This is a genomic window from Micromonospora globispora (genome assembly GCF_003857015.1).
GTDB lineage: Bacteria > Actinomycetota > Actinomycetes > Mycobacteriales > Micromonosporaceae > Micromonospora > Micromonospora globispora.
Genome location: NZ_QGGF01000387.1, coordinates 1 through 26,461, shown reverse-complemented (window position 1 = coordinate 26,461; position 26,461 = coordinate 1). Strand labels below are relative to the sequence as shown.

The following is a 26,461-nucleotide window of genomic DNA, read 5'->3' as shown; positions in this document are numbered from 1 at the left end:
GGTGCCCCCGATGGCCGATGCTACCCCTTACCTGCTGCCAGGCTTGGCAGAGCCCAGCGACCGCCCCGCCGTGCGCGTCGGTGACCGCGAGCTGTCCTACCGGGAGCTGGCGGCTGCCGCACAGGCAGTATCGGTCTCGCTTTCCTCTCGTGCGCGCGTCGCGGTCTGGGCGACGCCCACGATGGAGACCGTTGTGGGGGTCGTGGGCGCGCTCCTCGCCGGCGTCCCGGTGGTGCCGCTGAACCCCCGCAGCGGCGAGCGAGAGCTCATGCACATTCTGGCCGACGCCGACCCGGACCTGGTGCTGCACGGGGCACGCGACGATCTCCCGGCGGCAGTGCGGCACCGTCCTCATTCCATCATTGACTTGTCGATCCCTGGCGGTCCTGAGGCCGTGACGGCGATTGCCGAACCGTCGCCGGAAACCCCTGCGGTCATCGTCTACACGTCGGGAACCACCGGGCCGCCGAAGGGAGTCGTGCTGCCCCGGCGTGCCATCGCCAGCAACCTCGACGCGCTGGCGCAGGCTTGGATGTGGACCGCGGACGACGTGGTGGCGCACGCTTTGCCGCTCTTTCACGTGCACGGCCTGATCCTCGGCGTCCTCGGCCCGCTGCGGCGCGGCGGCATGGTGTATCACCTTGGCCGGTTCTCGGCGTGCGCAGTCGCCGAGGCGCTGCGTGGCCCAGCGAACGTCCTGTTCGCCGTGCCCACCATGTATCACCGACTCGCCGACGAGGCCACGGGCGATTCGACGATCGCCCACGCGCTTGCCGGAGCCCGCCTCCTGGTGTCTGGATCAGCCGCATTGGCCGAGGTCGACCACGAGCGCATAGCGACAGCGACTGGTCAGCGTGTGGTCGAGCGATACGGCTTGACCGAGACCATCATGAACTGTGCGGTTCGCGTCGACGGGGACCGCCGAGCCGGTACGGTCGGGCTGCCATTGAACGGTGTCCAGGTCAAGCTGGTCGACGACGACGGACAGAGCATCGTGGTGAGTGACGACGAGACCATCGGGGAGATTGCGGTGCGTGGCCCAAACCTCTTCCTGGGTTACTTCAACCGCCCCGACGCAACGGCCGAGGTGATGCGGGACGGCTGGTTTCACACCGGGGACCTGGCGACCAGGGCTGCCGACGGTTACCTGCGCATCGTCGGGCGGCGCGCCACCGATCTCATCAAGAGCGGCGGTTTCAAGATCGGAGCTGGCGAGATCGAGAATGTGCTCCTCGAGCATCCCGGCGTGGTCGAGGCCGCGGTCACGGGTGCTCCAGATCCCGACCTAGGCGAGCGGGTCGTGGCCTGGATCGTGCCGGCCGAGGGACGCCGGCCGGAACCGGACGAGCTTGCCGAGTACATCGCGCTTCAGTTGACGCCGCACAAGCGTCCTCGCGAGTTCCACTTTTTGGATCGGCTGCCCCGCAACGACATGGGCAAGGTGATGAAGCGAGCGCTGCACCGGCCCGGGGTGGGCGACGAGGTGAACCGTGGCTAGCACTGTGCCCCGGGCGGCGGAGGCCGAGCACCCTCGTGGGGCGCGCGCCGCGATTTCCCTCGTCGCCGCCGGATTCGAGCCCTTAACCGAGCCTGATGCCGTGACAGGCGAAGGCGATGGCCCGCTGGACTGGCCGGGCTACGCCTGCGACCGCGTTCGCGCCGCAAGAGTCAGCGGCGAGGACGAGTCGGTGCTCTGTGGTACCGCCCGCATCGGTGCCCACACCGTCGTCGTCATCTCGTTCGACTTCCGCTACATCGGCGGATCGATCGGCCAGCGCGCCGGCGCACTGATATGCCGTGCGCTAGCCGAGGCCCGCGATCGGCGCTGCCCGGTCGTGTCGCTGATCGCCACCGGCGGCAGCCGAATGCAGGAGGGCATGCACTCCCTGCGCCAACTGCAACGAATCGCCGCAGAGTGCTCGCGCAACGCGATAATGGGCATCCCGCATATCGCCGTGCTCCGGAACCCCACCGTCGGGGGATTGTGGGCTTCGCTCGGTGCGGGCGCCGACTTCGTTGTCGCGCTTCAGGAAGCCACGGTGGCTTTCGCTGGACGGCGAGTGCGTGGCGACCATGAAGACACTGATGATTTCCGAGCTGAAGGCAAGTACCGCACCGGTCAGGTGGACCTGTTAGTGAATCCGGCCGATGTGCGGCGTGTCGTGGCGGACCTAGTCGAACTGCTCGCTCCTGCGGCCGGCCGGCGACTTGCCGACGGCGTTCCGGCCCCTGTCCCGCGTGCGCTGGGCTGCACTGACCTGCCTCGCGACGGCTGGACTGCAGTGCGGCACGCACGTGATCCCGATCGGCCACGCGCTGCCGCTTACCTCGACGACTATTTCACGACACGGGTGTCGATCAGCGGCGACCGTGCTGGTGGCGTGGACACCGGAATGCTGTGTGGCATCGGTCGCCGCGATGGTCGGATCATGGCGTACGCCGCGCAAACGGGAACGGCGAATACGCCTGCCGGGTTCCGTACGGCGACCCGGCTGGTCCAACTCGCCGACCGGCTCGGAATTCCGGTGCTCACCCTCGTCGACACGCCCGGAGCGGCAAACGACGAGTCGGCCGAGCTAACGGGCATAGGTCCGGCGATAGCAGGACTCTTCGCGGCGACCGCCAGCGCCCGGGTGCCGCTGACGACCCTCGTGATCGGGGAGGGCGGATCGGGAGGAGCCCTCGCCCTCTCCTCACCCGATCGACTGTGGATCACCCCGGACGGTTACTTCGCCGTCATTGCGCCGCACGCGGCCGCCGCGATCCTCAAGCGCGACGAGACCGACGTGCCGGCTCTGGCCGCGCAGTTCCGGCTGCGGCCGCAAGATCTCCTCGAAGACGGCATGGTGAGCGGCATTGCCGGCTCGACCGTCGTCGCCCTCAACCAGACCGATGAATATGCCACCAACATGGGGGCGGCTACGCCCGGAATGGAAGGCCTGTGATCAATATGCCATATTGTCCTGGCATCGGCCTCCTCTCGGGGCTGATCGCACTTGCCGCGCCGCCGTCGGGACGCCTGCACGGCTAGCGTTCGCTTGGTTTCTGGGCGTTCGCCTGGTTTCTGGGGTTTGACGGTTGAGCCAAGTTTCATCCGGCGGCGGCAGGCCTGTTCAACGAGCCCCGCGCCCAGTCGTTCCTCAACCCCGAGGACCTGGCGGGGATGATGCCCGGTGCGCAGAGCAAACCCTGATCTGTGGCCGCTTGGTCGGCCGGCCTCGGGCGCCCAAGCGCTATTCGGCGTCTGCGCACCGCGCCCCACTCAGCCCAACCGCCGAGCCGTACCGACAGGCGAGAAGATCCCGCAGCCCCCTTGACGCTCACGCCCACCGATGTTCCTATCAGCCTGTCATACAGGATGACACCGTTCCGGACGAGGTACTGCTGGAGGGCGAAATATGCAAATTTTCCGTCGCAGCGGACGAGCCCGGTTCTCATTCGCAGCGGGAGTGCTGTCCATGGCACTGGTTCTCGCCGGCTGCGGGTCGGACGCCGGAGTGTCCGCCGACAACCCGTTCGTCGGCGATCCCAAGTGGGATGAGCTGATCTCCGCTGCGCAAAAGGACGGCGAGCTCGTCATCTACGGTCGCCCGGACCCCGGTCTGCGTGCGGTGGCCGACGAGTTCCAGGAACTGTTCGGCGTCAAGGTCACCACCACCCTCGGCCGCGAGGAGCTCCAGACCCGCATCGAGAACGAGCGGAAAAAGGGCATCTACAGCGTGGACGTCATGGTCGACGGCAACTCCGGCATCTACAGCTTCTACAAGCAGGGCTTCCTCGCGCCCGTGGAGCCGATGCTGCTGGACGAGGTGAAGGACCCGAAGTTGTGGAACTGCGTCGGGTGTGACCTCACCGGGCCGCTGCCGTTCATCGACCCCGAGAACTCGCACGTGCTGCGGCTGGTCAACGCCAAGGTCCCGATCGGGATGTACAACACCAAGCTGGTCAAGCCCGAGCAGCTCAAGAGCTTCGACGACCTGATCACCCCCGACCTCGCCGGCAACATCGGGCTCAAGGACCCACACGGCGGCTCCGGCGCCTTCAACGTCGACTTCCTGCGCGCGATGGTGGGCGACGACTTCGTCGGGAAGCTCTACAGCCAGAACAGCTCCACCGTGATCAAGGACTCCCGGCAGCTGGAGGAGGAGGTGCTGCGAGGTACCAGCTCCCTGATCGTGGCGCCCACCGGCACCACCCCCGTGGACGTGGAGCCGCTGAAGGAGCAGGGCCAGCCGGTCGAGTACATCTGGGACCTCGACGGCGCCAAGTACGACGGCGGGGTGTTCTCCACCGGCCTGCTGATCGAGTACTTCAAAAACGCCCCCAACCCCGGTGCGGCGGCGCTGTTCTTCAACTGGCTGATGACCAAGCAGGGGGCGCAGAGCTTCGCCGAGAACCTCAACTTCCCCTCCACCCGCGCCGACCTCGACAACTCCTGGATCGCGGCCAAGGAGTCGATCCCCGAGGACGGCAAGAAGTACATCGACCCCGCCAGCTGGAAGTCCACCGAGAAGCTGATGAGCGACGGCTATTTCCAGGAGCTCATCGGCCTGACCGGGATCAAGCGCTGACCCGTTGCGAGGCAGCGCCCGCACCAGCGAGCAGGCGGGTCCGGCGGCGCATGAGATGGAGATTCGAGACGTGAGTACGAGGACGACGACAGTGGTCGGAGCAGCACAGGAGGCGACGCCGGCGACAGGAGCGTCCGGCACGGGCCAGGCCGTGCTGGAGCTGCGGGGCCTCACCAAGCGGTTCGGCGAGACCTTCGCCGTGGAGGGTGTCAGCCTCGACGTGCAGCCCGGGGAGGTGTTCACGCTGCTCGGCCCCAGCGGCTGCGGCAAGAGCACCACGCTCCGCCTCATCGCCGGTCTGGAGCATCCGGACGGCGGCGAGATCCGACTGCGCAACCAGCTCATCGCCTCGGCCCGCTCCATGGTGCCGCCGGACCGCCGGGGCCTCGGCATGGTGTTCCAGAGCTACGCCATCTGGCCACACATGACCGTGGCCGAGAACGTGGCGTTCCCGCTGAAGGTCCGCCGCTCGACCCGGCCGTCTCGTGCCGAGATCCGGCGTCGGGTGTCCGAGGCCCTCGACATGGTCGGGCTCTCCGGGCTGGAGGAGCGCCCCAGCACCCAGCTGAGCGGTGGCCAGCAGCAGCGGGTGGCGCTCGCCCGGGCGATCATCAACCGGCCCGACGTGCTGCTGCTGGACGAGCCGCTCTCGAACCTGGACGCCACGCTGCGGGAGCAGATGCGCGGCGAGATCAAGCGGGTCCAGCGGGAGCTGAACATCGCGGTCGTGCTCGTCACCCACGACCAGACCGAGGCGCTGATGCTCTCCGACCGGGTCGCCGTCATGAACGCCGGGAAGGTCGAGCAGCTCGGCGCGCCTGCGGACATCTACGAACGCCCGACCTCGCCGTTCGTGCGCGACTTCCTGGGCCGAGTGGCCGTGTTCGAGGCCACGACCACCCCCGGAGCGGGCGCCGGCAGCCTGGAGATCGCGGCCGAACGGTGCCGCCTGCAGCTCACCGAGAGCCAGGTCGACGGGGTCGGCTCAGCCGGCAGGCCCGTGCACGTGGTGTGCAAGCTGGAGGACCTGCGGATCGACGAGGCCGCGCACGGCGCAGCGCACGCGATCGACGTGGTCGTCGAGGACGTCCTCTACCTCGGGGACCGGCTCGAGTACAAGGTCCGCACCCCCTCGGGCAGAGAGCTCGCGGTGTTCGGTCCGCGCCGGGGCGGCCTCGCCGCCGGCACGCGGGCCGGCGTCGTGATCGACCCCCACGGCGTAACGGTGTGGGACTCATGACCGTCCTGCAGGAACGCCCCACGAAGCAGCCCGCGAAGCGGCGCGCCACCCGCAGCAGGGGAGGCGGCGTCGGTCGTGCCTTCGTGCTGGTGGTGGCCGCGATCGTCGCCATGCCGCTGGTGCTGCTGGTACTCAACAGCTTCAACACGGCCGCCGGGCCGACCGATGCGAACGACTACGGGCTGTCCAACTGGACGGCGGCGTTCGACAACGCCGGCATCCGCGACGCGCTGTGGAACAGCCTCACGCTGAGCATCACCCGCGTGGCCATCTCGCTGCCGCTGTCCTGTCTCATCGCCTGGCTGATCGCCCGGACCGACCTTCCCGGCCGCAGCTGGCTCGAGCTCGCCTTCTGGGTGGGCGTGTTCCTGCCGGTGCTGCCGCGGGTCTTCGGCTGGATCCTGCTGCTGTCCCCCGACTACGGCGTGGTGAACGTCTGGCTGATGGAGACCTTCGGCCTGGACTCGGCACCGCTCAACATCTACAGCTTCTGGGGGATCACCTGGGTCCACCTGACCTCGGTCACCGTGTACATCCAGGTGGTGCTGCTGGTGCCCACCTTCCGGCGGCTGGGCGCGGCGCTGGAGGAGGCGGCCCGGGTGGCCGGCGCCTCCACCGCCCAGATGCTCGCCCGGGTCACCCTGCCGCTGCTGTCGCCGGCGATCATCGGCGTCGGCATCCTGGGTTTCGTCAAGTCCCTCGAGGCGTTCGAGGTCGAGCTGCTCCTCGGGACGCCGGTGGGGCTGGACGTCTACTCGACCGAGATCTACAACCTGCTCAACGGCGAGGTCCCCAACTACGGCCAGGCGACCGCGCTGGGCAGCCTGTTCCTCGTCATCCTGATCCTGCTCGGCATCGCCTACGCCCTCTACATGAAGGTCCCGGGCCGCTACGCCACCGTGACCGGCAAGGGCTACGTCGCCCAGCGGATGCGCCTCGGCAAGGCGCGGTGGCCGGTCGCCATCGTGGTCTACGGTGCCCTCATGATCGGGCTGGTGGTGCCGACGGTGCTGCTGGTGCTCGGCTCCTTCATGACCCGGTACGGATACTTCGACCTCCCGGACACGTACACGCTCGCACACTGGCAGGACGTGCTCGGCCAGAGCATCCTGCCGGAGTCGCTCACCAACAGCCTGACCATCGCGGGTGCCTCGGCCGTCGTGGCGGTGTTCCTCTACTCCGTCGTGAGCTTCCTGCTGGTGCGCGGCAACTCCCGCTGGCACCGGGTGGCCGACGTCTTGATGTGGGTGCCGTGGGCGGTCCCCGGCATCCTGCTCGGACTCGGGATCCTCTGGCTGTTCCTGGACACCCCGCTGGGCAGCGTCTTCTACGGCACCATCGGTGGCCTCGTCTTCGCGATCGCGCTCAAGGAGTCGCCGATCTCGACGATGCTGTTCAAGTCCAGTATCCAGCAGCTGGGCCCCGAGCTGGAGGAGAGTGCCCGCGTCTCCGGCGCGTCGTGGGGCAGGACCTATGCGAAGGTCGTGCTGCCGCTGATCGCGCCCGCGGCGATGACCGTGGGGACCTACGTGTTCCTCAACGCCATCGGCGAGATCAGTACCATCATCCTGCTCTACACGGGAGACAGCCGGCCGCTCTCGATGCTGATGCTGGAGTACTCCTTCCTGGGTTCGATGGAGGCCGGCTCGGTAGTTGGCCTGCTGATCACCGGTATCGTCCTGGTCGTGGTCGTGCTGTCCCGGCTATGGGGCGTCCGGCTCACGGGGGAGAAGCAGCCGTGACCGCTGACCCAGCCGCCGCGGCCCTCTCGCTGGTCGACTTCCACGTGCACGCCGGACCGGACGCGCGCCCCCGCCGGTGCGACGCCTTCGACCTGGGCCGGGCCGCCATCGAGCACGACGTCGTGGGTCTGGTGCTCAAGTCGCACTCGCTGAGCACCGTGGGCACCGCCGCCCTGCTGGAGCGGGCCCGGCCGGGCCTGCGGGCGGCGGGCGGCGTCGCGCTCAACCACGCCGTCGGAGGCATCAACCCCGCCGCGGTCGAGGCGTCGATCGCGGCGGGCGGCAAGGTCGTCTGGTTCCCGACCCAGGACGCCGAGAACGACCGCCGCCGGACGGGCGCCCCCGGACCCGTGGTCACGATCCGGGACGCCGGGAGCCTGACCGAGGACGTCCACGAGGTGCTGCGGCTCTGCGCGGAGACCGACCAGGTGGTCTGCTCCGGTCACCTGGACCCGACCGAGGTCGACGCGCTGTTCACGGCCGCCAAGGCGCACGGCGTGGAGCGGTTCGTCGTCAGCCATCCGGACCATCGGCACGTCGACGTACCGCCGTCGCTGCAGCAGGAGCTGACCGCCCGGGGGGCGCTGATCGAACGCATCATCCCGCGGGAGCACACCAGCACGATCGGCCTGACCGAACTGGTGGCGCGGATCCGGGCCGTGGGCGTGGAGCGGAACATCCTGGCCAGCGACCTGGGGCAGCCGCAGAACCCGGTGCCCGCTGAGGGATTCCGGCGCTTCGCCGAGGCGCTGGCGGACGCCGGACTCACCTCGCAGGAGATGCGGACCATCGGCTGCCGGAACGCCTGCGAGCTGCTCGGCTGGGAGGTGGCCTCGTGACCGACGCGACGCTCCGGGTGGCGGTCGTGGGCGCTGGGAACGCGAGCCGGCACCATCTCGCCGGGTGGCGACGGCTCGCTGGCGTGGACCTGGTCAGCGTCGCCGACACGGTTCCCGAACGCGCCGCCGGCCTGGCGGACGAGTTCGCCATCGCCCACAGTGGAATCTCGGTGCGCGACCAGATCGAGTCCGGCGCCATCGACGCACTGGACGTGGTCACCCCAGCCCACACCCACGCCGACTTCGTCGAACACGCGCTCCGACACGGCGTACACATGCTGTGCCAGAAGCCGATCGCCGAGACGCCCGCGGACGTGGCCCGCATCAAGGTGGCGGTCGACCGGGGCCCGGGCAGGCTCATGGTCCACGAGAACTGGCGCTTCCGGAGCTGGTTTCGTGCGCTGCGCCGGCGACTGGACGCGGGAGAGCTGGGGGAGGTGTTCCACCTGGGATCGTCGGCACGGTTCGCCGGCACGGTCCCCACGCACAGCCATCCCAAGGTGCCGTTCAGCCTGGGGCGCCAGCCGTTCTTCGCCGAGATGGAGCGGTTCCTCATCCTCGAGTCGACCATCCACCAGCTCGACGTCGCCCGGTACCTGCTCGGTGAGCCGACGGGCCTCTACGCCCGCAGCCACCGCGTCAGCGATCTGGTTCGGGGCGAGGACGTCGCCACCGTGGTGCTCGCCTATCCGGACGCGACCGCGGTCGTCGACCGAAGCTACGCCTCAAAGGGGCATGCTGCGCCGCCGCTGCTCAGCGAGACCGTCGTCGTCGAGGGGACGCGGGGCTCGGCGTTCATCGACGCCGAGGGCCGACTGCGGGTGGTGGTCGACGAGGGCGGGCACCGGTACGAGGACGTCACCGAGCCCGAGCCCGACGCGTACGCCGGCAGCTATGCGCGGGCGATCGCGAGCTTTGTGCACGCACTGCGGCACGGGGAGCCGTTCGAGACCGACCTGGCCGACAACCTGAAGACGCTGCGGCTGGTATTCGCCGCCTACGAGTCGATCCGTACCGGGCAGGCGCTCGACCAGCACGAGATCGCCGCGCTGCTCCCGGCCGGGTCGCCGACGGAGGAGAGAGTCTCATGAGGATCGGGATGCTGCACGCCACTCCGCTGGCGCAGACCCCGGCAGCGCTCGCCTGCGCCGAGGTGATGCCGGACGTCGAGCAGTGGCACCTGCTGGACGATCGGCTGCTGCCCGACCTGAAGCGGGAGAGCGGGCTCACGCCGCGGCTGCGGCGGCGGTTCCTGGGGTTGCTCGGCGTGCTGCTTGAGGGCGGTGCCGACGGCGTCCTCGTCACCTGCTCCAGCTTCTCAGAGCTGACCGACGTCGCCGAGATCTACCACGGCGCACCGGTGGTCAAGCCGGACGCGGCGATGTATCGCCGGGTCGCCGCCGACCGCCCCGACGCCGTGGCCCTGGTCGCCTCGACCGAGTCCGCGTTCCCCCCGGCGCTGACCCAGCTCCGGTATTACGACGCGGCCGACGTCACCGTCCACCGCGTCCTGGTCATCCCGGTCCCGGTCGGAGGCGAGCCCGACGTCGCGTCGTGGCGCGACCCGGTGGCGACGGCCATCGACCAGGGTGCGAGCGCGATCGTGCTCGCCCAGTACTCGCTCGGCCCGGCCGCCGACGCGCTCGCCGACATGTTCGGCGTACCGGTGCACTCCGGAGCGCACGCGGCGGCCCTCGAGCTGAAGAACCGGCTCGGTCTCTCGGACCGGTCCGACTCCGAAGCCACGGATACGGCAGGAAAGGTGTCACGTTGACGACGATTGGAATCATTCCCGGCGACGGGATCGGGCCCGAGATCACCGAGGCGGCGATCCAGGTGCTCCGTGCCGCGGCGCCCGGGCTGACCTACGAGTACCTGCCAGTCGGACACGTGGCGGCCGCCGGCTCCGGGGACCCGTTGCCGGACCAGGTGATGGACCGGCTCCGCGAGCTGGGCGTCGTCCTCAAGGCCCCACTCGAGGCACCCAAGGGGACCGGCCGGATCGTGAAGCTGCGCCCGGACGGACACCGGGTGTACCCCAGCATCAACAACGCCGTCCGGCGGGAGTTGGAGCTCTACGCCAACGTGCGTCCCGTCCACGCCGTGCCCGGGGTCGGCCGGCCCGGCGCCGAACTCGACCTGATGCTGGTGCGCGAGGTGTCGGAGGGCATCTACTCCGGCATCGAGCACCGCATCGGCGACGTGGCCCAGGCCATTAAGATCGCCACCCGCCCGGCCTGGGAACGGATCGCCCGGTTCTCCTTCGAGCTGGCCCGGGAGCGCGGCTACGACCGGGTGCTGCTGGGCCACAAGGCCAACGTCCTCAACCTCACCGACGGCCTTGAGCTGGAGGTCGTGCGGACGATCGCCGCCGACTACCCCGATGTCGAACTGCAGGACATGATGGTGGACGCTCTGGGCCAGGCGATCGTGCGCGGCGATGTCCCACGATCGGTGGTCCTGCTCGACAACCAGTACGGCGACATCCTCTCCGACGTGGCCGCCGCCGTCATCGGCAGCGTCGGGCTCGGCCCCGGCGCGAACTACGGCGCGGACGTCGCGGTGTTCGAGGCCTGCCACGGGGCCGCCCCCGACATCGCCGGCACCGGGAAGGCCAACCCGGTCGGCCTGATCCTCTCCGGCGCGATGCTGCTCCGGCACCTAGGCGACCACCGCGCGGCCGAGGCCGTCGAGGCCGCCGTCCGGCTCGTGCTCGGGGAGCGGCGTGCCCTCACGCCGGACCTCGGCGGCTCGGCCACGACCGGCGACGTCACCGCCCAGGTGGTCGCCGCCCTCGACGAGGTCGATGAAGCTGTGGCGGTGCGGGCATGAGCGACCGCACTCTCGAGGTCCGACTGGCCTACACCGTGATGTCGCCCGAGGTGGAGATCCGGCAGCCGCTCGCGTACCCGGCGCCGTTCGGCGAGGCACTGCGGCGCCTCGCCGCGATCGGGTACGACGGCGTCGAGCTCCAGGTCGGTTCACCCCGGGACTTCCCGGTGCAGCAGGTGGCCGACCTGCTCCGGGAGCACGGTCTCGCGATCTCCGCGTTGGCGACCGGGCCGATGGGTGCTCAGGGTGCGAGCCTGTGCGACCCGGACCCTGAGCGGCGGCAGCAGGTGGTCGCGGATCTCCAGGTCCTGGTCGACCACGCGGCGACCCTGGGGACGCGCGTCTCGTTCGGCAGGATCATGGACGGCGCGGCGAACCCGGGACGGTCCCGCGAGGAGCGGCTCGCCACCACTGCGGGCTCCCTCCGGGAGCTGGCGGACTATGCGGCGAGCCGGGAAGTGGGCCTGCTCGTCGAACCGCAGTGCTCGGAGTCGACCGACCTGGTGAACACCGTCGACACCGCGCTGGAGCTCATCGCCGGAGTCGGCCGCCCTCACATCGACGTCATCGCAGACACCTTCCACCTCGACCTGACGCACGGTTCGGCTGAGCAGGGGATCCGAGCCAGCGGGGACCGGCTCGGGCACGTCCAGTTCGGCGACAACCCCGGTCGAGGGCGTCCGGGAACCGGTGCGCTGCCGTTCGAGAAGATCATCGGTGCCCTGGCAGACCTTGGCTACCAAGGTTGGATCACGCTCGAGCACGCTCAGGATGCCGGTGAGCGTACGGCGGAGCTCTCTTTTGACTACGTCAACCGGCTCACGTCAGCTACTCACACGAAGGAACCTCAGCATGTTCGGTAACGGTGACTCCTGGCGGCCCGAGGACGCGACCGTGCTTCCCGGGCCCACGCTCGCGGAGCAGGTCGCCGACCAGATCCTGAGCAAGATCCTCGGCGAGCGCCTGGCCCCCGGCGCCCCACTGCCCTCGGCCAGGGAGATGGGTGAGGAGTTCCGGGTCTCCCGCACGGTGATCCGGGAGGCGATCAGCTCACTCGCGGCGCGAGGGATCGTCGAGACCCGGTCCGGCGTGGGGGTGCGCGTGGGCCAGGTGAACTCCGACCGGGTGACCGATGCGCTGTGCCTGTTCATGCGCCTCAACGGCGGCTTCGACTACAAGCACGTCCACGAGGTGCGGCACCTGCTGGAGCTGGAGGTGGTCGGTCTGGCCTGCGAACGGGGGACCGACGAGGACCTCGAGCGGATCCGTGACGCCCACGCCCGCATGGTCGAGGGCCTGTCCTCCCCTGACGCCATCAGGCTCGACGTCGCGTTCCACCGACAGATCGCGGTGGCGACCCACAACCCCCTGTACTGCGTCGTGCTCGACTCGCTGCAAGGCGTCCTGCTGGAGGCGCGACGCGGAGCGGCCCACTCCCCGAGCCGCGGCCAGCATGCCGCCGAGCTCCACGAGCGCATCCTCGACGCGATCCTGCAGCGCGACCGTGACGCCGCAGTGCTCGCCATGACCCGCCATCTCGACGACGTGGCAGCGCACTGGGCGAGCATGCAGCACAACTCCATCGCCAAGCCGATCGGAGCGGGCAGTGCCGGGGATGCCTGAGAGCAGGGGGCCGGTACTCGGGGTCATCGCGGACGACTACACCGGGGCGACCGACGTGGCCACCGCGCTCCGGCGAGCCGGGCTCCGGCCGGCGGTGGTCTTCGGCGGCGAGCCGAACCAGCCGATCCGGCTCGACGGTATCGATGCCGTCGTCGTCGCCCTCAAGATCCGCACCGTCCCGGCGGCGGACGCCGTGCGCGCTGCCCTGGCCGCGGCCGACTGGCTTCGCGGCCTCGGGGCGGAGACGCTCTACTACAAGTACTGCTCGACCTTCGACTCGACCGACAGCGGCAACATCGGTCCGGTGGTCGACGCCCTGCTCGACCGGACCGGCGCCGGCTCCACCATCATCTGCCCGACCTCACCCCAACACGGCCGCACGGTGTACGGAGGCCTTCTGTTCGTCCACGACCAGTTGCTGTCGGACTCGCCGATGCGGTTCCACCCGCTGACCCCCATGACCGACGCCAACCTGGTGCGCGTCCTTGGTCGCCAGACCGCGCACCGGGTGGGGCTGCTGCCGCATGCCGTCGTCAGGGCGGGCAGCGATGCGGTGCGGGCGAGGCTGGCCGCCATGGCGGCCGACGGGGTTCGGCACATCGTGGTCGACAGCATCGACGACGCCGACCTCGACGTCGTCGCCGCGGCCTCCGAAGGACTGCCCGTGCTGACGGGTGCGGCGGGCCTCGCCGGTGCTCTCCGCCGGCCGGGGCAGCCACCGCATCCGGCGGCGAACACTGAGGTGGGACCCTCCACGCCGCTCCCCGTCGGGCCCTCGGTGGTGCTCGCCGGCAGTTGCTCGGCGACCACCCTGCGACAGGTCGCCCACGCCCGCGACCGGATGCCATCGCATCGGCTCGATCCCCGGCACACCCCGACCCCCGCCGAGATGCGTGACAGCGCACTCGCCTGGATGCGAGACAACGTCGCCGCCGGCCCGTTGCTCGTCTATTCGTCGGCACCGCCCGAAGACCGCGCGCCGGAGGAGGTCGACAGCGTCGTGTGGTCGGACGTGTTCGAGCAGATCCTCGGTGAGGTTGCCAGCCTGGCCCGCGAGCTGGGCGCCCGGCGCATCGTCGTCGCCGGCGGCGAGACCTCCGGCGCGGTGATCCAGAGCCTCGGCGTGACCGGCGTCCGGGTCGAGGGGGAGGAGGCCCGCGGCGTCCCGTGGTGCGTCACGACCGATGCCACCCCGATCGCCCTCCTGCTCAAGTCGGGAAACTTCGGTGAGCAGGACCTCTTGAGCCGCGCCGTCGTTGGCGAGGGAGCCCTGCGTTGACCAACCCGGATCGCGACATCATTGCTGCGGGACGATCGCTGTTCAGCCGTCGTCTCACTCCCGGACGGACCGGAAACATCAGCGTGCGCTGCGGAGAGCTCATGCGGGTGACGGCGTCCGGATCGTCGCTGGGGGACCTGGCCGGCGACGACATCTCCGAGGTCGACCTGGCGGCCGGCACCTGGACGGGCAAGAAGCCGACCAAGGAGGCGTCCCTCCACCGTGCGATCTATGCGGTGCGCCCCGACGCCGGCGCCGTCGTCCACCTGCACAGCACCTACGCCGTCGCGGTGTCCTGCCTCGCCGACGTGGATCCGGAGGCGGTGCTGCCGCCGCTGACCGCCTACTTCGAAATGCGAGTCGGGCGGCTGCCGCTCGTCCCCTTCTTCGCCCCCGGCGACCAGGCCCTGGCAGACGCGGTCCGATCGCTCGCCGTCGACCATCACGCCCTGTTGCTGTCCAATCACGGACCGGTCGTGGCCGGCCCCGACCTTCCGTCCGCCCAGGATGCGATCGAGGAGATCGAGGAGACCGCCCGGTTGTACCTCCTCCTCGATGGGCGGCGCGTGCGACCCGTGCCGCGGACACCCCGTGACCCTGACCCCACCATGGAAAGGAGCCGGCGGTGACCACCGTCGTCCACATCGACCGGGACCGCTTCTACGTCAACGGCCGCCCGACCTATGAGGGTCGCGAGTACGACGGGTTGCCGGTCGAGGGCCTGCTGTTCAACGCCCGCCTGGTGCAGGGCCTGTTCGACGACGTCAATGAGGAGACCCGGTCGCGCTGGGCGTACCCGGACACCGCCGAATGGGATCCGGAGCGGAACGTGCGGGAGTTCCTGGCGCAGATGGCCACGTGGCGGCCCCATGGCCTGCTCGGCTTCACCCTGAACCTGCAGGGCGGCAACCCGGTCCGTGGTACCGGGCCTGGCGGGCCGGTGCCGATCGAGCAGCCGTGGCACGTGTCGGCGTACAGGGAGGACGGCTCGCTGCTGCCCGACTGGCTGGACCGGCTCACCCGGGTCCTCGACGAGGCGGACCGGCTCGGGATGGTCGTGATCCTCGGGCTCTTCTACTTCGGCCAGGACCACCGGCTGCGTGACGAGAAGGCGGTGCGGACCGCGGCCGAGAACGTGCTGGGCTGGCTCGCCGACCAGGGCCGCCGCAACGTCATCGTCGAGGTCGCCAACGAGTGCAACGTGCCGCGCTACTCCCACGACCTGCTCACCCCCAGCGGCATCGTGCCGTTCATCCGCGAACTCCGGGCGTCCACCCGCACCGAGGTGCCGTTGTCGGCCAGCTATGCCGGCTTCCCAGAGGATGCAGTGCCGTCCGAGGAACTGCTGGAGGTCGTCGACCTGGCGCTGCTGCACGGCAACCTCATCCACGACCCGGAGGTCTTCGTGAGGGTGATCCGGGAGACCCGCGACAACCTGCGGGGTCGGCCCATGCCCCTCGTCTTCAATGAGGACAACCACTTCGACTTCGACGCCCGCGACAGCCACCTGCGGCTGGCGCTGGAGAACTACGCGTCCTGGGGCTACTTCGACCCCGGCGCCGCCGGCAACTACCACGACGGCTACCAGTGCCCGCCCGTCAACTGGGCATCGACGACGCAACGGAAGCAGGATTTCTTCCGCACCATCGGCCAGATAACCGCGGACACCGGTGCCCCAGCCGCCCAGTTGGCGGAGCAGGTACACGGGTGACCACATCGACCGAGACACAGCGAGCACAGAGAGCCGAGCACATGACCGACTTCAGCCAGCACGTCCACGGATCCGACCAGCTGCACCTGGCCTGGGTGTACGACACCGCCACCACCATGACCGTGATCTGGAGGAACTGCGAACCGTCGTCGATCCCCACGCTGGCGTACCGGGCTGCCGGCGACGGCGAATGGATCACGATCCAGGGCGCGCATCGGATGACCGACGACCGGGGTGCGCTGGAGGAGGTCACCCTCTCCGGCCTGGCGCCGTCGACGCGGTACGCCTACCGGGTCCGGTGCGGCGAGGGCAACTGGGGAGAGGTCCACGAGTTCACCACCGGCCCCGAGCGCGACGGGTACGCAGCGATGGACATCGCCTACGTCTCCGACACCGGCCTGGTCGGACGCGCCGACGGGCTCTCCGACGGCACCGCCCAGGTGATCCAGGAGATCGCCCGGCATGACCCGCTGCTGGTTCTCCACGGCGGCGATTTCGCCTACTTCGACACTGACCGGCGGTTCCAGTGGCTGGAGGAGGCGATCGACTACTTCTTCAACCAGATGGTGCCGGTCGCGTCTCAGGCGCCGATGATGCCGACGTACGGCAACCACGAGCTGATGTACGTGCTCCAGGAGCGCTTCGAGCCGTGGGCGGAGCGGTTCGCCACCCCGGAGGGCAGCGAGGGCCGCCTCAACTACTCCTACGACGTCGGCCAGGTCCACTTCGTGTCGATCTGCGCCTTCGAGTTCGACGACCCGCTGCCGGAGGAGCGCCTCGCCTGGGTCGTGGACGACATCAAGAAGGCGCAAGCGGCCGGGCGGCCCTGGATCATCCCGGTGCTGCACGTGGCGCCGTTCGCCGAGGGGCAGAACCACCCGTCCAACCTGGCGCTCCGGGCCCAGCTCGGCCCGGTCTTCGAGGAGCTCGGCATCCGGCTGGTGCTGACCTCGCACGACCAGTCCTACGAGCGCACCTTCCCCCTGGTCGACGTACCCACCGCCAACACGCCGACCTCCTCCTCCCTGGACGAGTACCACCCCGGCGACGGCACCCTCTGGATCAAGGTGAGCCCCGGCGGGAAGCGGAGCAACATCAACAAGTCCTTCTCGGTCTTCGCGACGGAGGAGGCACCGCACTGGACGGCGGTCCGGAGCAACACGTTCCACTGCTTCGCGCTGCTGCACTTTGGCGACCAGGGCGACCTGGAGGTCGAGGTGCTGGGCGTCACGGGCGACGGCAGCGAGCCAGTGCAGGTCGACCGGTTCCGGCTTTTGGCGCCGGCCGGGGCGTGACCGCTCCTTACCGTCGCTGATCAGCGCGGGGTGCCGCCCCGCCGGACCGGAGCGTTTGCCAGAGCAGGGCCAGGGCGGTGAGCTGGAGGACGGCGATGCCGGCGGCTAGCGTGTCGGTACCGCCGATCGTCAAGGCGCCGCGGGGTGGGTGCCGCGCGCGAGTCATCCGCCAGTAACGGCCCAGCCGTAGCCTGGCCGACTAGGCCAGCTCCGCGCTTCCCGGTTGCTCGGCTGGCGGCGTCCCCCGGAACGGAGTCGGCTTACCCTGTACTTAACGGACATGGCCCCGGTTATCGCCGGGGCCATGTCGTTCAAGACGGTGATCCGAACACGCGGATCTTGTCGAGGATTAGATACAAGTCGATGATCGGTCGGTATGGGGAATTAGTTTGTGTCGATCAGCCGACACGAACCCCCATGCCTACGGCGGGCGGGGTTGCGACGGGCAGACGCAGGTCCTCCTCTTGGTGACGGAGGTCCCGGTGGCGGGGGAGTGGGCGCGGCGAGACCTGACGGCGTTCTGTCGGAGCCTGTGGGGCTCGTAAAGCCGGCGGGTGGCGTGCTCGATGACAGCGAACACGTACAGCCGCGCTCCGGTCAGCGTTCGGGTTTCGAAGAAGTCGGCGGCGAGGATCGCACGAGCCTGGCGGCGCAGGAAGGCGGCCCAGGTCTGATGGCCACGCCGGGGCGCGGGTTCGATCCCGTTGGTCTTGAGGATTTCCCAGACGGTGGAGGGGGCGATTTTGATGCCCAGGCCAGCCAGTTCGCCGTGGACTCGCCGGTAGCCCCAGCTCGTGTTTTCCCTCGCCAGGCGCAGGACGAGCGTCTGGATGCTGCGGACGGTGGGTGGCCGGCCGGGCCGTTTCGGCCGGGATTGTTGGCGTGATGGCGTCGGAGCAGGTCGCGGTGCCAGCGCAGGACGGTGTCGGGGGAGACGATCAGGTGGAGCTGGCGCAGCCTGGGGCGGGACAGCTGGTGCAGGAGGGCGGCGAGGTACGCCCGGTCGGGCGGGGTGAGGCGGGGCTTGTCGATCTGGCGCTGCAGGATGGCGAGCTGGTGGCGCAGCGTCAGGATCTCGATGTCTTTGTCCGTGTCGCTCGTGGGCAGCAGGCGTATGAAGGCGAAGACGCTCGTGAGCGTCAGGTAGGGCAGTCGCAGCAGCACGATCGACCATCCTGGCGTACCCCCAGCGGCCATCAGGCGCCCGCGAACTGGCAGGTCACGTCCTATGGATGGGATTTCGGCCCCCACATCATCACGGCGCAGCGTATCGCGGGTCCCACTGCGGTTCGCGGATCTCTCCGCGTGGTCCCATCGCGGTGAACCAAGGTTTGATGTCGATGACGGGTGTGCCATCGACGGCATGGAGATCCTCGACATGATGATCCACCGCCGGCTCGCGGCCGGCGCGGGCCGTGTGACCATCGCTGCGTGTCAGGTACCGGTCATCGGTCTCCTTCGCGGGTCCTATCCAGGAGCGGCACCTCGAGAAGACGCATCAGCTCGTCGAACGTGCAGTCGAACAGCTCCCGTACTGCCACGCCCTCGTCCTCGATGACGAACACCGCGAGGTCGGTGTAGACGCGGCTGACGCACCCCACACCGGTCAGCGGGTAAGTACATTCCGGCACCAGCTTCGGAGCCCCGTCCCGAGACAGCAGATTCATCATCACGAACGTCTGCTTGGCCCCGATGGCAAGGTCCATCGCGCCGCCGACGGCCGGGATGTCGTCGGACCGGCCGGTGTGCCAGTTCGCGAGGTCACCGCGGGCCGACACTTGATAGGCGCCGAGCACGCAGACGTCCAGGTGGCCGCCGCGCATCATGGCGAAGGAGTCGGCGTGGTGGAAGTATGAGGCGCCGGGCAGTTCGGTCACGGGAACCTTGCCGGCGTTGATGAGGTCGAGGTCGACGATATCCCCTTGCGCCTCGGGTCCCATGCCCAGCATGCCGTTTTCCGTGTGCAGCATGACGCCGCTGTCCGGGGACAGGTGGTTGCTGATCCGGGTCGGGAGCCCGATACCGAGGTTCACGAAGGCTCCGCGCGGGACGTCGCCCGCGACGCGGGCGGCGAGTTCGTCGGTGCTGAGCCCGCGTCGGGTCACCCCGGTCACTGACCTGCTCCGACCGGCTCAGGCGCCCGCGCGGGCGCCGGCACCCGGACGATGCGGTCGACATAGATGCATGGTGTGACGATGATCTCCGGATCGAGTGCACCGACCGGCACCACCTCCTCGGCCTGCACGATGGTCGTCGTCGCGGCCGCCGCCATGATCGGCCCGAAGTTGCGGGCAGTCTTGCGGTAGACCAGGTTGCCGAGTTCGTCGGCTCGGTGCGCCTTCACGAGGGCGTAGTCCGCTCGCAGCGGGTACTCCAGCACGTAGTGATGGCCGTCGACCTCTCGGGTCTCCTTGCCGTCGGCTAAGGATGTCCCGTAGCCGGTGGGCGTGTAGAAGGCTCCGATGCCGGCACCCGCGGCGCGAATGCGCTCGGCAAGGTTGCCCTGGGGAACGAGCTCGAGCTCGATCTCGCCGGCCCGGTACTTCTGGTCGAAATGCCAGGAATCCCGCTGGCGGGGGAAGGAGCACACGATCTTGCGAACGCGGCCCGCACGGATCAGTGCCGCCAGGCCCACGTCCCCGTTTCCGGCGTTGTTGTTCACCACGGTGAGATCGGTGGCGCCCGATGCGATGAGCGCGTCAATGAGCTCGACCGGCTGACCGGCCGTGCCGAATCCGCCAATCATCACCGTGGCGCCGTCAGGGATCCCCGCCACCGCCTCGGCCGGGTTGTCCAGGATGCTGACCACCGCTCAGGTATCCAGGTTCTCGAGGACCACGGCGAGCCCCTGCCCGACACCGATGCAGATCGCGGCGACCCCCCACCGCTTGCCCGCCGCCTGCAGCGAGCGGGCGAGCGTGCCGAGCACGCGGGTCCCGGATGCGCCCAACGGGTGGCCGATGGCGATGGCGCCGCCGTGTGCGTTGACGATGCCGGGGTCGACGCCCCAGGCATTGATGCACGCCACGGTCTGCGCGGCGAACGCCTCGTTCAGCTCGACCGCGCCCACATCACCCCAGCCGATACCGGCACGCTTGAGCGCCGTGTTGGCGGCCTCCACGGGCGCGAACCCGAAGTACTGCGGGTCGTTCGCGGCAGCCCCGCGACCGGCGATGCGCGCCAGCGGCGGCCGACCGACGATCCCTTCGGCGGATGGGCAACCCAGCAAGACTGCGGACGCGCCGTCGTTGAGGGGCGAGGAGTTCCCGGCGGTCACGGTGCCGTTCTGCGGGCGGAACACCGGTTTGAGCGCGGCGAGCTTCGCCAGGCTGGTGTCGGGCCGGATGGACTCGTCGCGGGCAAGGTCCACCCCGGGCACGCCGACGAGGTCGTCGTAGAACCTTTCCTCCCAGCCCCGGGCAGCCGCGTGGTGCGAGCGCAGCGCGAAGGCGTCCTGCGCTTCGCGGCTCACCTGCTCACGTATCCCGAGCAGCTCGGTGGCCTCGCCCATCGAGACCGTCCATTCCGGATTCATCCGCGGGTTCACCAGCCGCCAGCCCAGGGTGGTGGACACCAGCGTCGCATCGCCGGCCGGGTACGCCTTCTCCGGCTTGGGTAGCACCCAGGGCGCCCGGCTCATTGACTCCACACCCCCGACCAGCACCACGTCCGCCTCGCCGAGGGCGATCTGTCGGGAGGCAACGATGGCGGCGTCCAGGCTGGAGCCGCACAGTCGGTTGACCGTCGTGGCCGGTACCGACGTTGGCAGGCCGGCCAGCAGGCCGGCCATCCGGGCGACGTTGCGGTTGTCCTCCCCGGCGCCGTTGGCGTTGCCCAGGACGATCTCGTCGACGCGGTCCGGTTCCAGCGCGGGCGCGCGCTCGACCAGCGCCCGCAGCACGTGCGCCGCCAGGTCGTCCGGCCGCACACCGGCCAGCGCACCGCCGTACTTCCCGAAGGGGGTGCGTACGGCGTCGTACAAATACACGTCGGTGGGCATGGGTCAAGCCTCCTCGTGAGCCGCGGCCGCGGGCGCCAGGACGATGTCGAAGCGCACCTGTGACCACGCGCGGTCTCCCAGGTCGCGGCCATCGGGGGTGGGGGATCCGGCCAGCTGAGGCTCGAAATCCATAACCAGCGAGTCCCGTACTCCGAAGACGCTGTCGCGGTTCAGCAGCTCATCCCCGCGGACGAAGATGTGCGTCACCAGGGTCCTGAATCCCTCCGCTTGGACCATGAAATGCAGGTGCGAGGCCCGCATCGGGGACCGGCCGGTGGCGGCCAGCAGCCGGCCGACCGGGCCGTCGTGCGGGATCGGGTACGGCGTCGGGGCGATCCCCCAGAAGCGGTAGCTCCCGTCCCCGTCGCTGTACAGGTGGCCACGCGCGGAGACCCGGTCGTCGCCGTACTGGACGTCGTAGAAGCCGTCCTCGTCGGCCTCCCAGACCTCGATCCGTGCATGCGGCACCGGGTTGCCGTGCGTGTCGGTGACCGTGCCCTCGACCCAACACGGTTGCCCGGATGCCCCGGCCCCGATGTCACCGCCGAGCTCGATCTCCGGCGAGCCCTCGACGAAGAACGGGCCGAACACCGTCGCCTCGGTGGCGTTGCGGTACGCCTCGTGGTTGAGGGTGATGGTTTGCATCGAGGCGCCCAGGACGTCGGAGAGCAGGATGAACTCCTGACGCCGGTCGTCGGTTATGTGCCCGGCGGCGGTGAGGAACTCGATGGCGCGCTGCCACTCCTGCTCGGTCAGCCGCACCTCCTGCAGAAAGGCGTGCAGGTGCCGGGTGAGCGCCTGCATCAGCTCCTTGAGCCGCGGATCCGGCGTGTTGTCGAACGACGTGACCACGCGTTCGACGAGCTGTGACTCGCGGTTCTGCTGCTCCATGCTCATCGTGGCTCCCCTCCGTCCCAGGCTCGGCGTAGCAAGTCCTCGAGGTTCGCGCGGGTGACCGGGGCCGGGTTGTTCGGCGGCACGGCCGCCAGGACAGCGTCGACGGCAGCCGGGATGTCGGTCTCGCGCAGCCCGTAGTCCCGCAGGGCGCGAGGTGCCTCCACCTGCTCCCGCAGGCGCTGCAACCCGTCCAGGGCGGACGCCTCGCCGAAGGCCGCCGCCATCCGCTGCTCGCTGTCGGGGACCGACGGTGCGTTGAGCGCGAGGACGTACGGCAGCACCACGGCGTGGGTCTGCGCGTGCGGGAGGTTGTACATCCCGCCGAGCACGTGGCAGATCTTGTGGTGCAGCCCGGAGCCGGCCGAGGCGAACGCCACCGCGGCCAGGTAGGCGCCGTACAGCGTCTGCTCGCGCCCGTCGATGCCCCGAGGATCGCGCACGACCTCGGGGAGTCCCTGGCGAAGGGCGCGGATGCCGTCCAGCGCGAGCGCCTGGTCGATCGGGTCAACCCGCGGCGCCCACATCGAGTCGACACAGTGCGCCAGCGCGTTCAATCCGGAGGCCACGCTCAGCGGCACCGGCAGGGACAGCATCAGGCTGGCGTCGTAGACGACGGACCGCGGCAGCACGCGGGCGTCGACCCCGGTGGTCTTGCGGCCGCCCTCGGTCAGCCCCCAGACGTTGGTGGCCTCCGAGCCCGCGTACGTGGTTGGAACGGCGACGATGGGCAGCCCGGTGGTCAGCGCCACCGCCTTGGCCAAGCCGGTGGTGGAGCCGCCACCGATGCTGACGACGACGTCGACGTCGTGCTTCTCGGCGGCCATGCGGGCCCGCCCGGCAACGTCGGTGGGCACGTGCATCACCACCTCGGTATGGCGCACCGCGGCCGGCAGGGCGGCCACCAACGGGTCGGCCAGCGCGCTGTCGGCCTCTGCGGCGATCACCATCGGGCGAGCGGCGCCGAGCCGAGCTACCTCGTCGGCCACGTGACCCGCGGCCTCGTACGACGCGAACACCACCCGCTGCGGCAGCGTCTCGTGTGTGAAGCTGACTCTCATGCCGCAACACCCCGGCCGAGGATCGCCGACATCGCCTCGTGCAGCGCCCGCTCCGGATCGGCGGGCAGCCGCATCGACCGCCAGCCGATGTGCTTGTCCGGGCGCACCAGAAGCACGCCGTCCTCCTCGACCTCCCGCACCCGCGCCCAGTCGTAGTACAGGTCGGTCACCCGACACCCGGGGCCGATCACCACGGCCTCCAGCGGCACGCCGAGCTCCTGGCCGACCTTCTCGGCAGCCGCCACCCACGGCTCCCCCGCGATGCCGGTCAACAGCGTGAACCGGGTCATCGGCGCCAGGTCGAGCGTGGAAACCTTGTGCAGGGCATCGCCCACCCAGACATGCGGCAGCCGGGATCCCGGGACCGTGGACGGCTCGTAGTACAGCTCCGGGTCCCGGCTCGGTTCCGGCCGCCGGGTGCCGTCGGAAACCACCGCGTCGGACTCGTAGAACTGCCCCAGCTCGACACCGTGGGCGTTGAACTCGTAATGCTTCAGCTCCATGGCCGACACCAGCGCGGCCCGCTTCGCCGCCCCCTCGGGAGTGTTGGCTTTGCGCTCCTCGATGCGCGCGGCCATCTCGGCCTCGTCCTTGGCGTCGAGCAGGCCCAGTACCTCGAAGAACTGGACGAACTCGCGGCTGGACTTGTTCGCGCGCTGAACGATCTGCTTGGCCACCGGCGCCCGTTCCACCGAGAAGGTCTCCAGCAGCGAAGGCGCGGCCTGCCCACGGAGGACGGCTGCCAGCTTCCAGGCGAGGTTGTAGGAGTCCTGGATCGAGGTGTTCGACCCCAGTCCGTTGCTCGGCGGGTGGCGGTGGACCGCGTCCCCGACACAGAACACCCGCCCCGACTGCAGATGCGTCGCGTACATCTCGTTGTTGCCCCACAACGACGTGCCGGTAATCTCCACCTCGATGTCGGGCAGCCCCAGCAGGTTGCGCACGATCTGGACGGCGGCGGCCTCGTCGACGACCGGTGGGGGTTGGCTGATGTCGTAGCCCCACACGATGAGCCACTCGTTCCACGGCCGCACCATCCGCACCAGCCCGGCCCCGATTCCGCCGACGTTCGAACCGGGCTGGATCACCCAGTAGAGCACCGACGGCCGGTGCCCGACGTGCGCCGAGATGTCGGCCTTGAAGGTGATGTTCATCGAGCCGGCGATGTCCATCGCACCCTCCACCGGAAGGCCGAGGTCGGCGGCGACCTTGGAGCGGGCGCCGTCGGCACCGATGAGGTACTTGGCCCGGATCGTGTGCTCCTCGCCGGTGAGGCGGTCTCGAACCTCGACGTCGACGCCATCGGAGTCTTGCCGGTGCCCCAGGTGCTCGGTGGAGAACCGGGCCTGGGTTCCCCGCGCTGCGGCGTTGCGCACCAGGATCGGTTCCAGGTAGGTCTGGGGAATGTCGACCGGCAGGCACGGTGACGCGAGCTGGTAGTCGGCCCGCCGGGCGGGATGCGTACCCCAGGTGAGGATCCGCCCGATCTCCTCGCCGGCGATCGAGGTGCAGAACACGGTGTCGCCCATCAGCTCGTGCTGAGTGGCGTCGGCGAGCACCTGATCCTCGATGCCCAGGTCCCGGAAGGTCTCCATCGCGCGCTGGTTGGTGATGTGCGCCCGCGGCGTGTTGGCCGTCCAGCGGTACTTCGTGATCATGACGTTCGGGATCCCTAGCGTGGACAAGAACAACGCCGCTCCTGCCCCCGCAGGACCCGAGCCGACGACCACGACGTCGGTCGTCACCATCGATCCTTGGGGAAGCGGCGTCTCGGCCATCCCGTCGCTGAACTCTGCCATCAGCTCACCCACTCCACTGCTCGGCGTGTGGTCCTGGCCACTCGCGCGACCAGTGTGGGGGGGTGCTCCGCCGCCAAAGCAAGGGCTGAGGCCGTAACACGGCGGAAATACAAAGCTGTGGCGGAATCAGGAAACTAACGGAGCCGGCCTGCCCGGGCCTGCCGACGCATGTCAGTGGCGCGCATGCCGAAGCGCGCCCGGAATGCCTGCGAGAAGTAAGTAGCCGACCCGAAGCCGCAGCGCGCCGCGACCTCACCGACTGGAATCTGCGGCGAGGACGCAAGCAGCGCACGGGCACGTTCCAGCCGCCGCGCCAGCACGAACTGCGGAACAGTGGTGCCAGTGGAGGCGAACGCCCGGGACAGGTGGCGTTCGCTGATACCGATCCCGGCCGCGACCCGGGCAGCAGTCAGGCCACTGTCGGTCAGGTGATCCTCGATGAACGTACGCGCGTTGGCCAGATGCACCGTGCCGAGGTGGACCGGACGGCTGCCTGCCATGCTCGCGAGCAGGTCGAGCGCGATTCGTTCGTCGACGTGCTCGCCTCCCTCGACACGCAGGGCGCGGTCGATCAGCCTCGCGAACGTCCGTGCCGGCACATCCCCCCTGGCGAAGTCGCGCACCAGCGGGGTGCTGAGCGAACCGACGCCGGTCAGCTCCCGGAACAGCGGCCGCGGCACCTTGATCGCGAGTTCCTCCAAGCCATGCGAGAAGCCGCGCATGAATGGACGATCTGCATCGCAGATCAGGACCTGTCCCGGTCGCAGGGTGAGCACGCCGTCGTTGTGGTAGAAGAAAGCCTCCCCGACGAGCGTCAGGTAGACCGCGACCGCGTCCGCCGGATGCTTGCGGATCACTTCGGCCGGACGTTCGACGACGTGCGCGTTGCTGCGGACGCGGGCCAGGTGCATCTGCTCGAGCTGAAGGTTGAGCTCGGTCCCGTCGAACGGCGCCGCGCCCAGCGTGTGACACCGCAGGCCGATCAATGCCTGCGCGTTGTGGTCCTCCCACAACGCGATCCTCTGAGCCTCCGGGAGCCCCCCGGTGCTGAAGCTCACCGGGCGTCGGGCCGTCGCCGAACCCGTCGTCACGGTCACCCCCAACTGTCGGCCTTAGATACTACAGCCACCGCACTGTAATGAATGACACATCATGCACTTCGCGGACGCCTAGCTCGTCGTGCAAGTTGGCGGATGTCGATAGAGCGCCGCCATCCAGCCGGGCGGGAATCCGCGAGCGTGGGCGGGAACCGCATACCAACTCCGGTGGGCGAACACAGTACGACGACGGCAGCACCCTGCCTATCCCTTCCGGCGCGCTGGGCGAGGGTACCGCTGGTCGCAACCTGCCGCTTCCGGTCCACCGTCTCGCCGCGCCGTGGCGGCTTCTCGCCACGGCAGGTTGCGTGCCTACTGAGCCGCCCGGGTGCGCGGTCACCACGGCGACGTGGGACTGGCGGGCGGCAATCTCGACGACGAACGTCGCCCAGAGCCGCCGCAGGAACACGGAATCGACCGTGAAAGAGTCGCAGCCCAGGATCGCGTGCGCGTGCGCGGGGGGGGGGGGGGGGGGGGA

24 protein-coding genes are annotated in these 26,461 nt (G+C 69.5%); 17 read left to right on the top strand and 7 right to left on the bottom strand.

The annotated features are described in order from the left end of the window. Positions 1-10: 10 nt before the first annotated feature. From DKL51_RS20075 to DKL51_RS35035, 17 genes are all read left to right on the top strand, one after another. Positions 11-1,498: an acyl-CoA synthetase gene (locus DKL51_RS20075; RefSeq protein WP_109966222.1), complete on the top strand. Its 1,488-nt coding sequence runs from the start codon at positions 11-13 to the stop codon at positions 1,496-1,498. Continuing rightward, on the top strand, positions 1,491-2,945 hold the full coding sequence (locus DKL51_RS20070) for a carboxyl transferase domain-containing protein (protein WP_221623210.1): 1,455 nt from the start codon (positions 1,491-1,493) through the stop codon (positions 2,943-2,945). The genes DKL51_RS20075 and DKL51_RS20070 overlap by 8 nt, the downstream gene beginning before the upstream one ends. A gap of 513 nt (positions 2,946-3,458) precedes the next feature. Next, a complete protein-coding gene (locus tag DKL51_RS20065) occupies positions 3,459-4,571 on the top strand; it encodes an ABC transporter substrate-binding protein (protein ID WP_165824575.1) in 1,113 nt (370 codons plus the stop codon). A gap of 70 nt (positions 4,572-4,641) precedes the next feature. Beyond that, positions 4,642-5,811, top strand: coding sequence for an ABC transporter ATP-binding protein (locus DKL51_RS20060; RefSeq protein WP_207786365.1), 1,170 nt, complete (start codon positions 4,642-4,644; stop codon positions 5,809-5,811). Further along, positions 5,808-7,553 (top strand): ABC transporter permease, encoded by a 1,746-nt coding sequence (locus DKL51_RS20055; RefSeq protein WP_124812373.1) that lies wholly within the window; start codon positions 5,808-5,810, stop codon positions 7,551-7,553. The genes DKL51_RS20060 and DKL51_RS20055 overlap by 4 nt, the downstream gene beginning before the upstream one ends. Continuing rightward, positions 7,550-8,392, top strand: coding sequence for a DUF6282 family protein (locus DKL51_RS20050; RefSeq protein WP_109966218.1), 843 nt, complete (start codon positions 7,550-7,552; stop codon positions 8,390-8,392). The genes DKL51_RS20055 and DKL51_RS20050 overlap by 4 nt, the downstream gene beginning before the upstream one ends. Then, entirely contained in the window at positions 8,389-9,483 is a 1,095-nt protein-coding gene (locus DKL51_RS20045) for a Gfo/Idh/MocA family protein (protein ID WP_165824573.1), read from the top strand. Before DKL51_RS20050 ends, DKL51_RS20045 begins: the two co-directional genes overlap by 4 nt. Then, positions 9,480-10,166: an aspartate/glutamate racemase family protein gene (locus DKL51_RS20040; protein ID WP_109966216.1), complete on the top strand. Its 687-nt coding sequence runs from the start codon at positions 9,480-9,482 to the stop codon at positions 10,164-10,166. The genes DKL51_RS20045 and DKL51_RS20040 overlap by 4 nt, the downstream gene beginning before the upstream one ends. Beyond that, positions 10,163-11,224 (top strand): isocitrate/isopropylmalate family dehydrogenase, encoded by a 1,062-nt coding sequence (locus tag DKL51_RS20035; protein ID WP_109966215.1) that lies wholly within the window; start codon positions 10,163-10,165, stop codon positions 11,222-11,224. Before DKL51_RS20040 ends, DKL51_RS20035 begins: the two co-directional genes overlap by 4 nt. Next, positions 11,221-12,087 (top strand): sugar phosphate isomerase/epimerase family protein, encoded by an 867-nt coding sequence (locus tag DKL51_RS20030; RefSeq protein WP_109966214.1) that lies wholly within the window; start codon positions 11,221-11,223, stop codon positions 12,085-12,087. Before DKL51_RS20035 ends, DKL51_RS20030 begins: the two co-directional genes overlap by 4 nt. Next, a complete protein-coding gene (locus DKL51_RS20025) occupies positions 12,077-12,847 on the top strand; it encodes a FadR/GntR family transcriptional regulator (protein WP_165824571.1) in 771 nt (256 codons plus the stop codon). The genes DKL51_RS20030 and DKL51_RS20025 overlap by 11 nt, the downstream gene beginning before the upstream one ends. Next, complete coding sequence (otnK, locus tag DKL51_RS20020) at positions 12,840-14,126, top strand: 3-oxo-tetronate kinase (RefSeq protein WP_109966320.1); 1,287 nt, start codon at positions 12,840-12,842, stop codon at positions 14,124-14,126. The genes DKL51_RS20025 and otnK overlap by 8 nt, the downstream gene beginning before the upstream one ends. After that, positions 14,123-14,755, top strand: a complete 633-nt coding sequence (locus tag DKL51_RS20015) for a class II aldolase/adducin family protein (RefSeq protein WP_109966212.1) — start codon at positions 14,123-14,125, stop codon at positions 14,753-14,755. The genes otnK and DKL51_RS20015 overlap by 4 nt, the downstream gene beginning before the upstream one ends. Next, positions 14,752-15,837 carry a hypothetical protein gene (locus DKL51_RS20010; protein ID WP_109966211.1) on the top strand — a complete coding sequence of 362 codons (1,086 nt, stop codon included), beginning with the start codon at positions 14,752-14,754 and terminating at the stop codon, positions 15,835-15,837. The genes DKL51_RS20015 and DKL51_RS20010 overlap by 4 nt, the downstream gene beginning before the upstream one ends. Before the next feature lie 41 nt (positions 15,838-15,878). Next, the gene (locus DKL51_RS20005; protein ID WP_109966210.1) at positions 15,879-17,132 is read left to right on the top strand and encodes a purple acid phosphatase family protein; all 1,254 of its coding nucleotides are present in this window, start codon (positions 15,879-15,881) and stop codon (positions 17,130-17,132) included. A gap of 559 nt (positions 17,133-17,691) precedes the next feature. Continuing rightward, on the top strand, positions 17,692-18,018 hold the full coding sequence (locus DKL51_RS35040; RefSeq protein WP_165824569.1) for a hypothetical protein: 327 nt from the start codon (positions 17,692-17,694) through the stop codon (positions 18,016-18,018). Beyond that, on the top strand, positions 18,018-18,455 hold the full coding sequence (locus DKL51_RS35035) for a hypothetical protein (RefSeq protein WP_165824567.1): 438 nt from the start codon (positions 18,018-18,020) through the stop codon (positions 18,453-18,455). Before DKL51_RS35040 ends, DKL51_RS35035 begins: the two co-directional genes overlap by 1 nt. Positions 18,456-18,577: 122 nt before the next feature. Here the strand turns inward: DKL51_RS35035 and DKL51_RS19990 are convergent, their stop codons facing one another. The 7 genes from DKL51_RS19990 to DKL51_RS19960 all read right to left on the bottom strand — a co-directional run bounded on the left by DKL51_RS19990 (position 18,578) and on the right by DKL51_RS19960 (position 25,899). After that, positions 18,578-19,246 carry a 3-oxoacid CoA-transferase subunit B gene (locus tag DKL51_RS19990; protein WP_109966208.1) on the bottom strand — a complete coding sequence of 223 codons (669 nt, stop codon included), beginning with the start codon at positions 19,244-19,246 and terminating at the stop codon, positions 18,578-18,580. Beyond that, a complete protein-coding gene (locus tag DKL51_RS19985; protein ID WP_109966207.1) occupies positions 19,243-19,941 on the bottom strand; it encodes a 3-oxoacid CoA-transferase subunit A in 699 nt (232 codons plus the stop codon). Before DKL51_RS19985 ends, DKL51_RS19990 begins: the two co-directional genes overlap by 4 nt. 3 nt (positions 19,942-19,944) lie before the next feature. Further along, positions 19,945-21,132: a thiolase family protein gene (locus DKL51_RS19980; protein WP_109966206.1), complete on the bottom strand. Its 1,188-nt coding sequence runs from the start codon at positions 21,130-21,132 to the stop codon at positions 19,945-19,947. Positions 21,133-21,135: 3 nt separating this feature from the next. Next, positions 21,136-22,029 (bottom strand): dioxygenase family protein, encoded by an 894-nt coding sequence (locus tag DKL51_RS19975; RefSeq protein WP_109966205.1) that lies wholly within the window; start codon positions 22,027-22,029, stop codon positions 21,136-21,138. Further along, a complete protein-coding gene (locus tag DKL51_RS19970; protein ID WP_109966204.1) occupies positions 22,026-23,087 on the bottom strand; it encodes a maleylacetate reductase in 1,062 nt (353 codons plus the stop codon). Before DKL51_RS19970 ends, DKL51_RS19975 begins: the two co-directional genes overlap by 4 nt. After that, the gene (locus DKL51_RS19965; protein WP_207786383.1) at positions 23,084-24,835 is read right to left on the bottom strand and encodes an FAD-dependent oxidoreductase; all 1,752 of its coding nucleotides are present in this window, start codon (positions 24,833-24,835) and stop codon (positions 23,084-23,086) included. Before DKL51_RS19965 ends, DKL51_RS19970 begins: the two co-directional genes overlap by 4 nt. A gap of 185 nt (positions 24,836-25,020) precedes the next feature. Continuing rightward, positions 25,021-25,899 (bottom strand): AraC family transcriptional regulator, encoded by an 879-nt coding sequence (locus DKL51_RS19960; protein WP_165824565.1) that lies wholly within the window; start codon positions 25,897-25,899, stop codon positions 25,021-25,023. Positions 25,900-26,461: the final 562 nt, after the last annotated feature.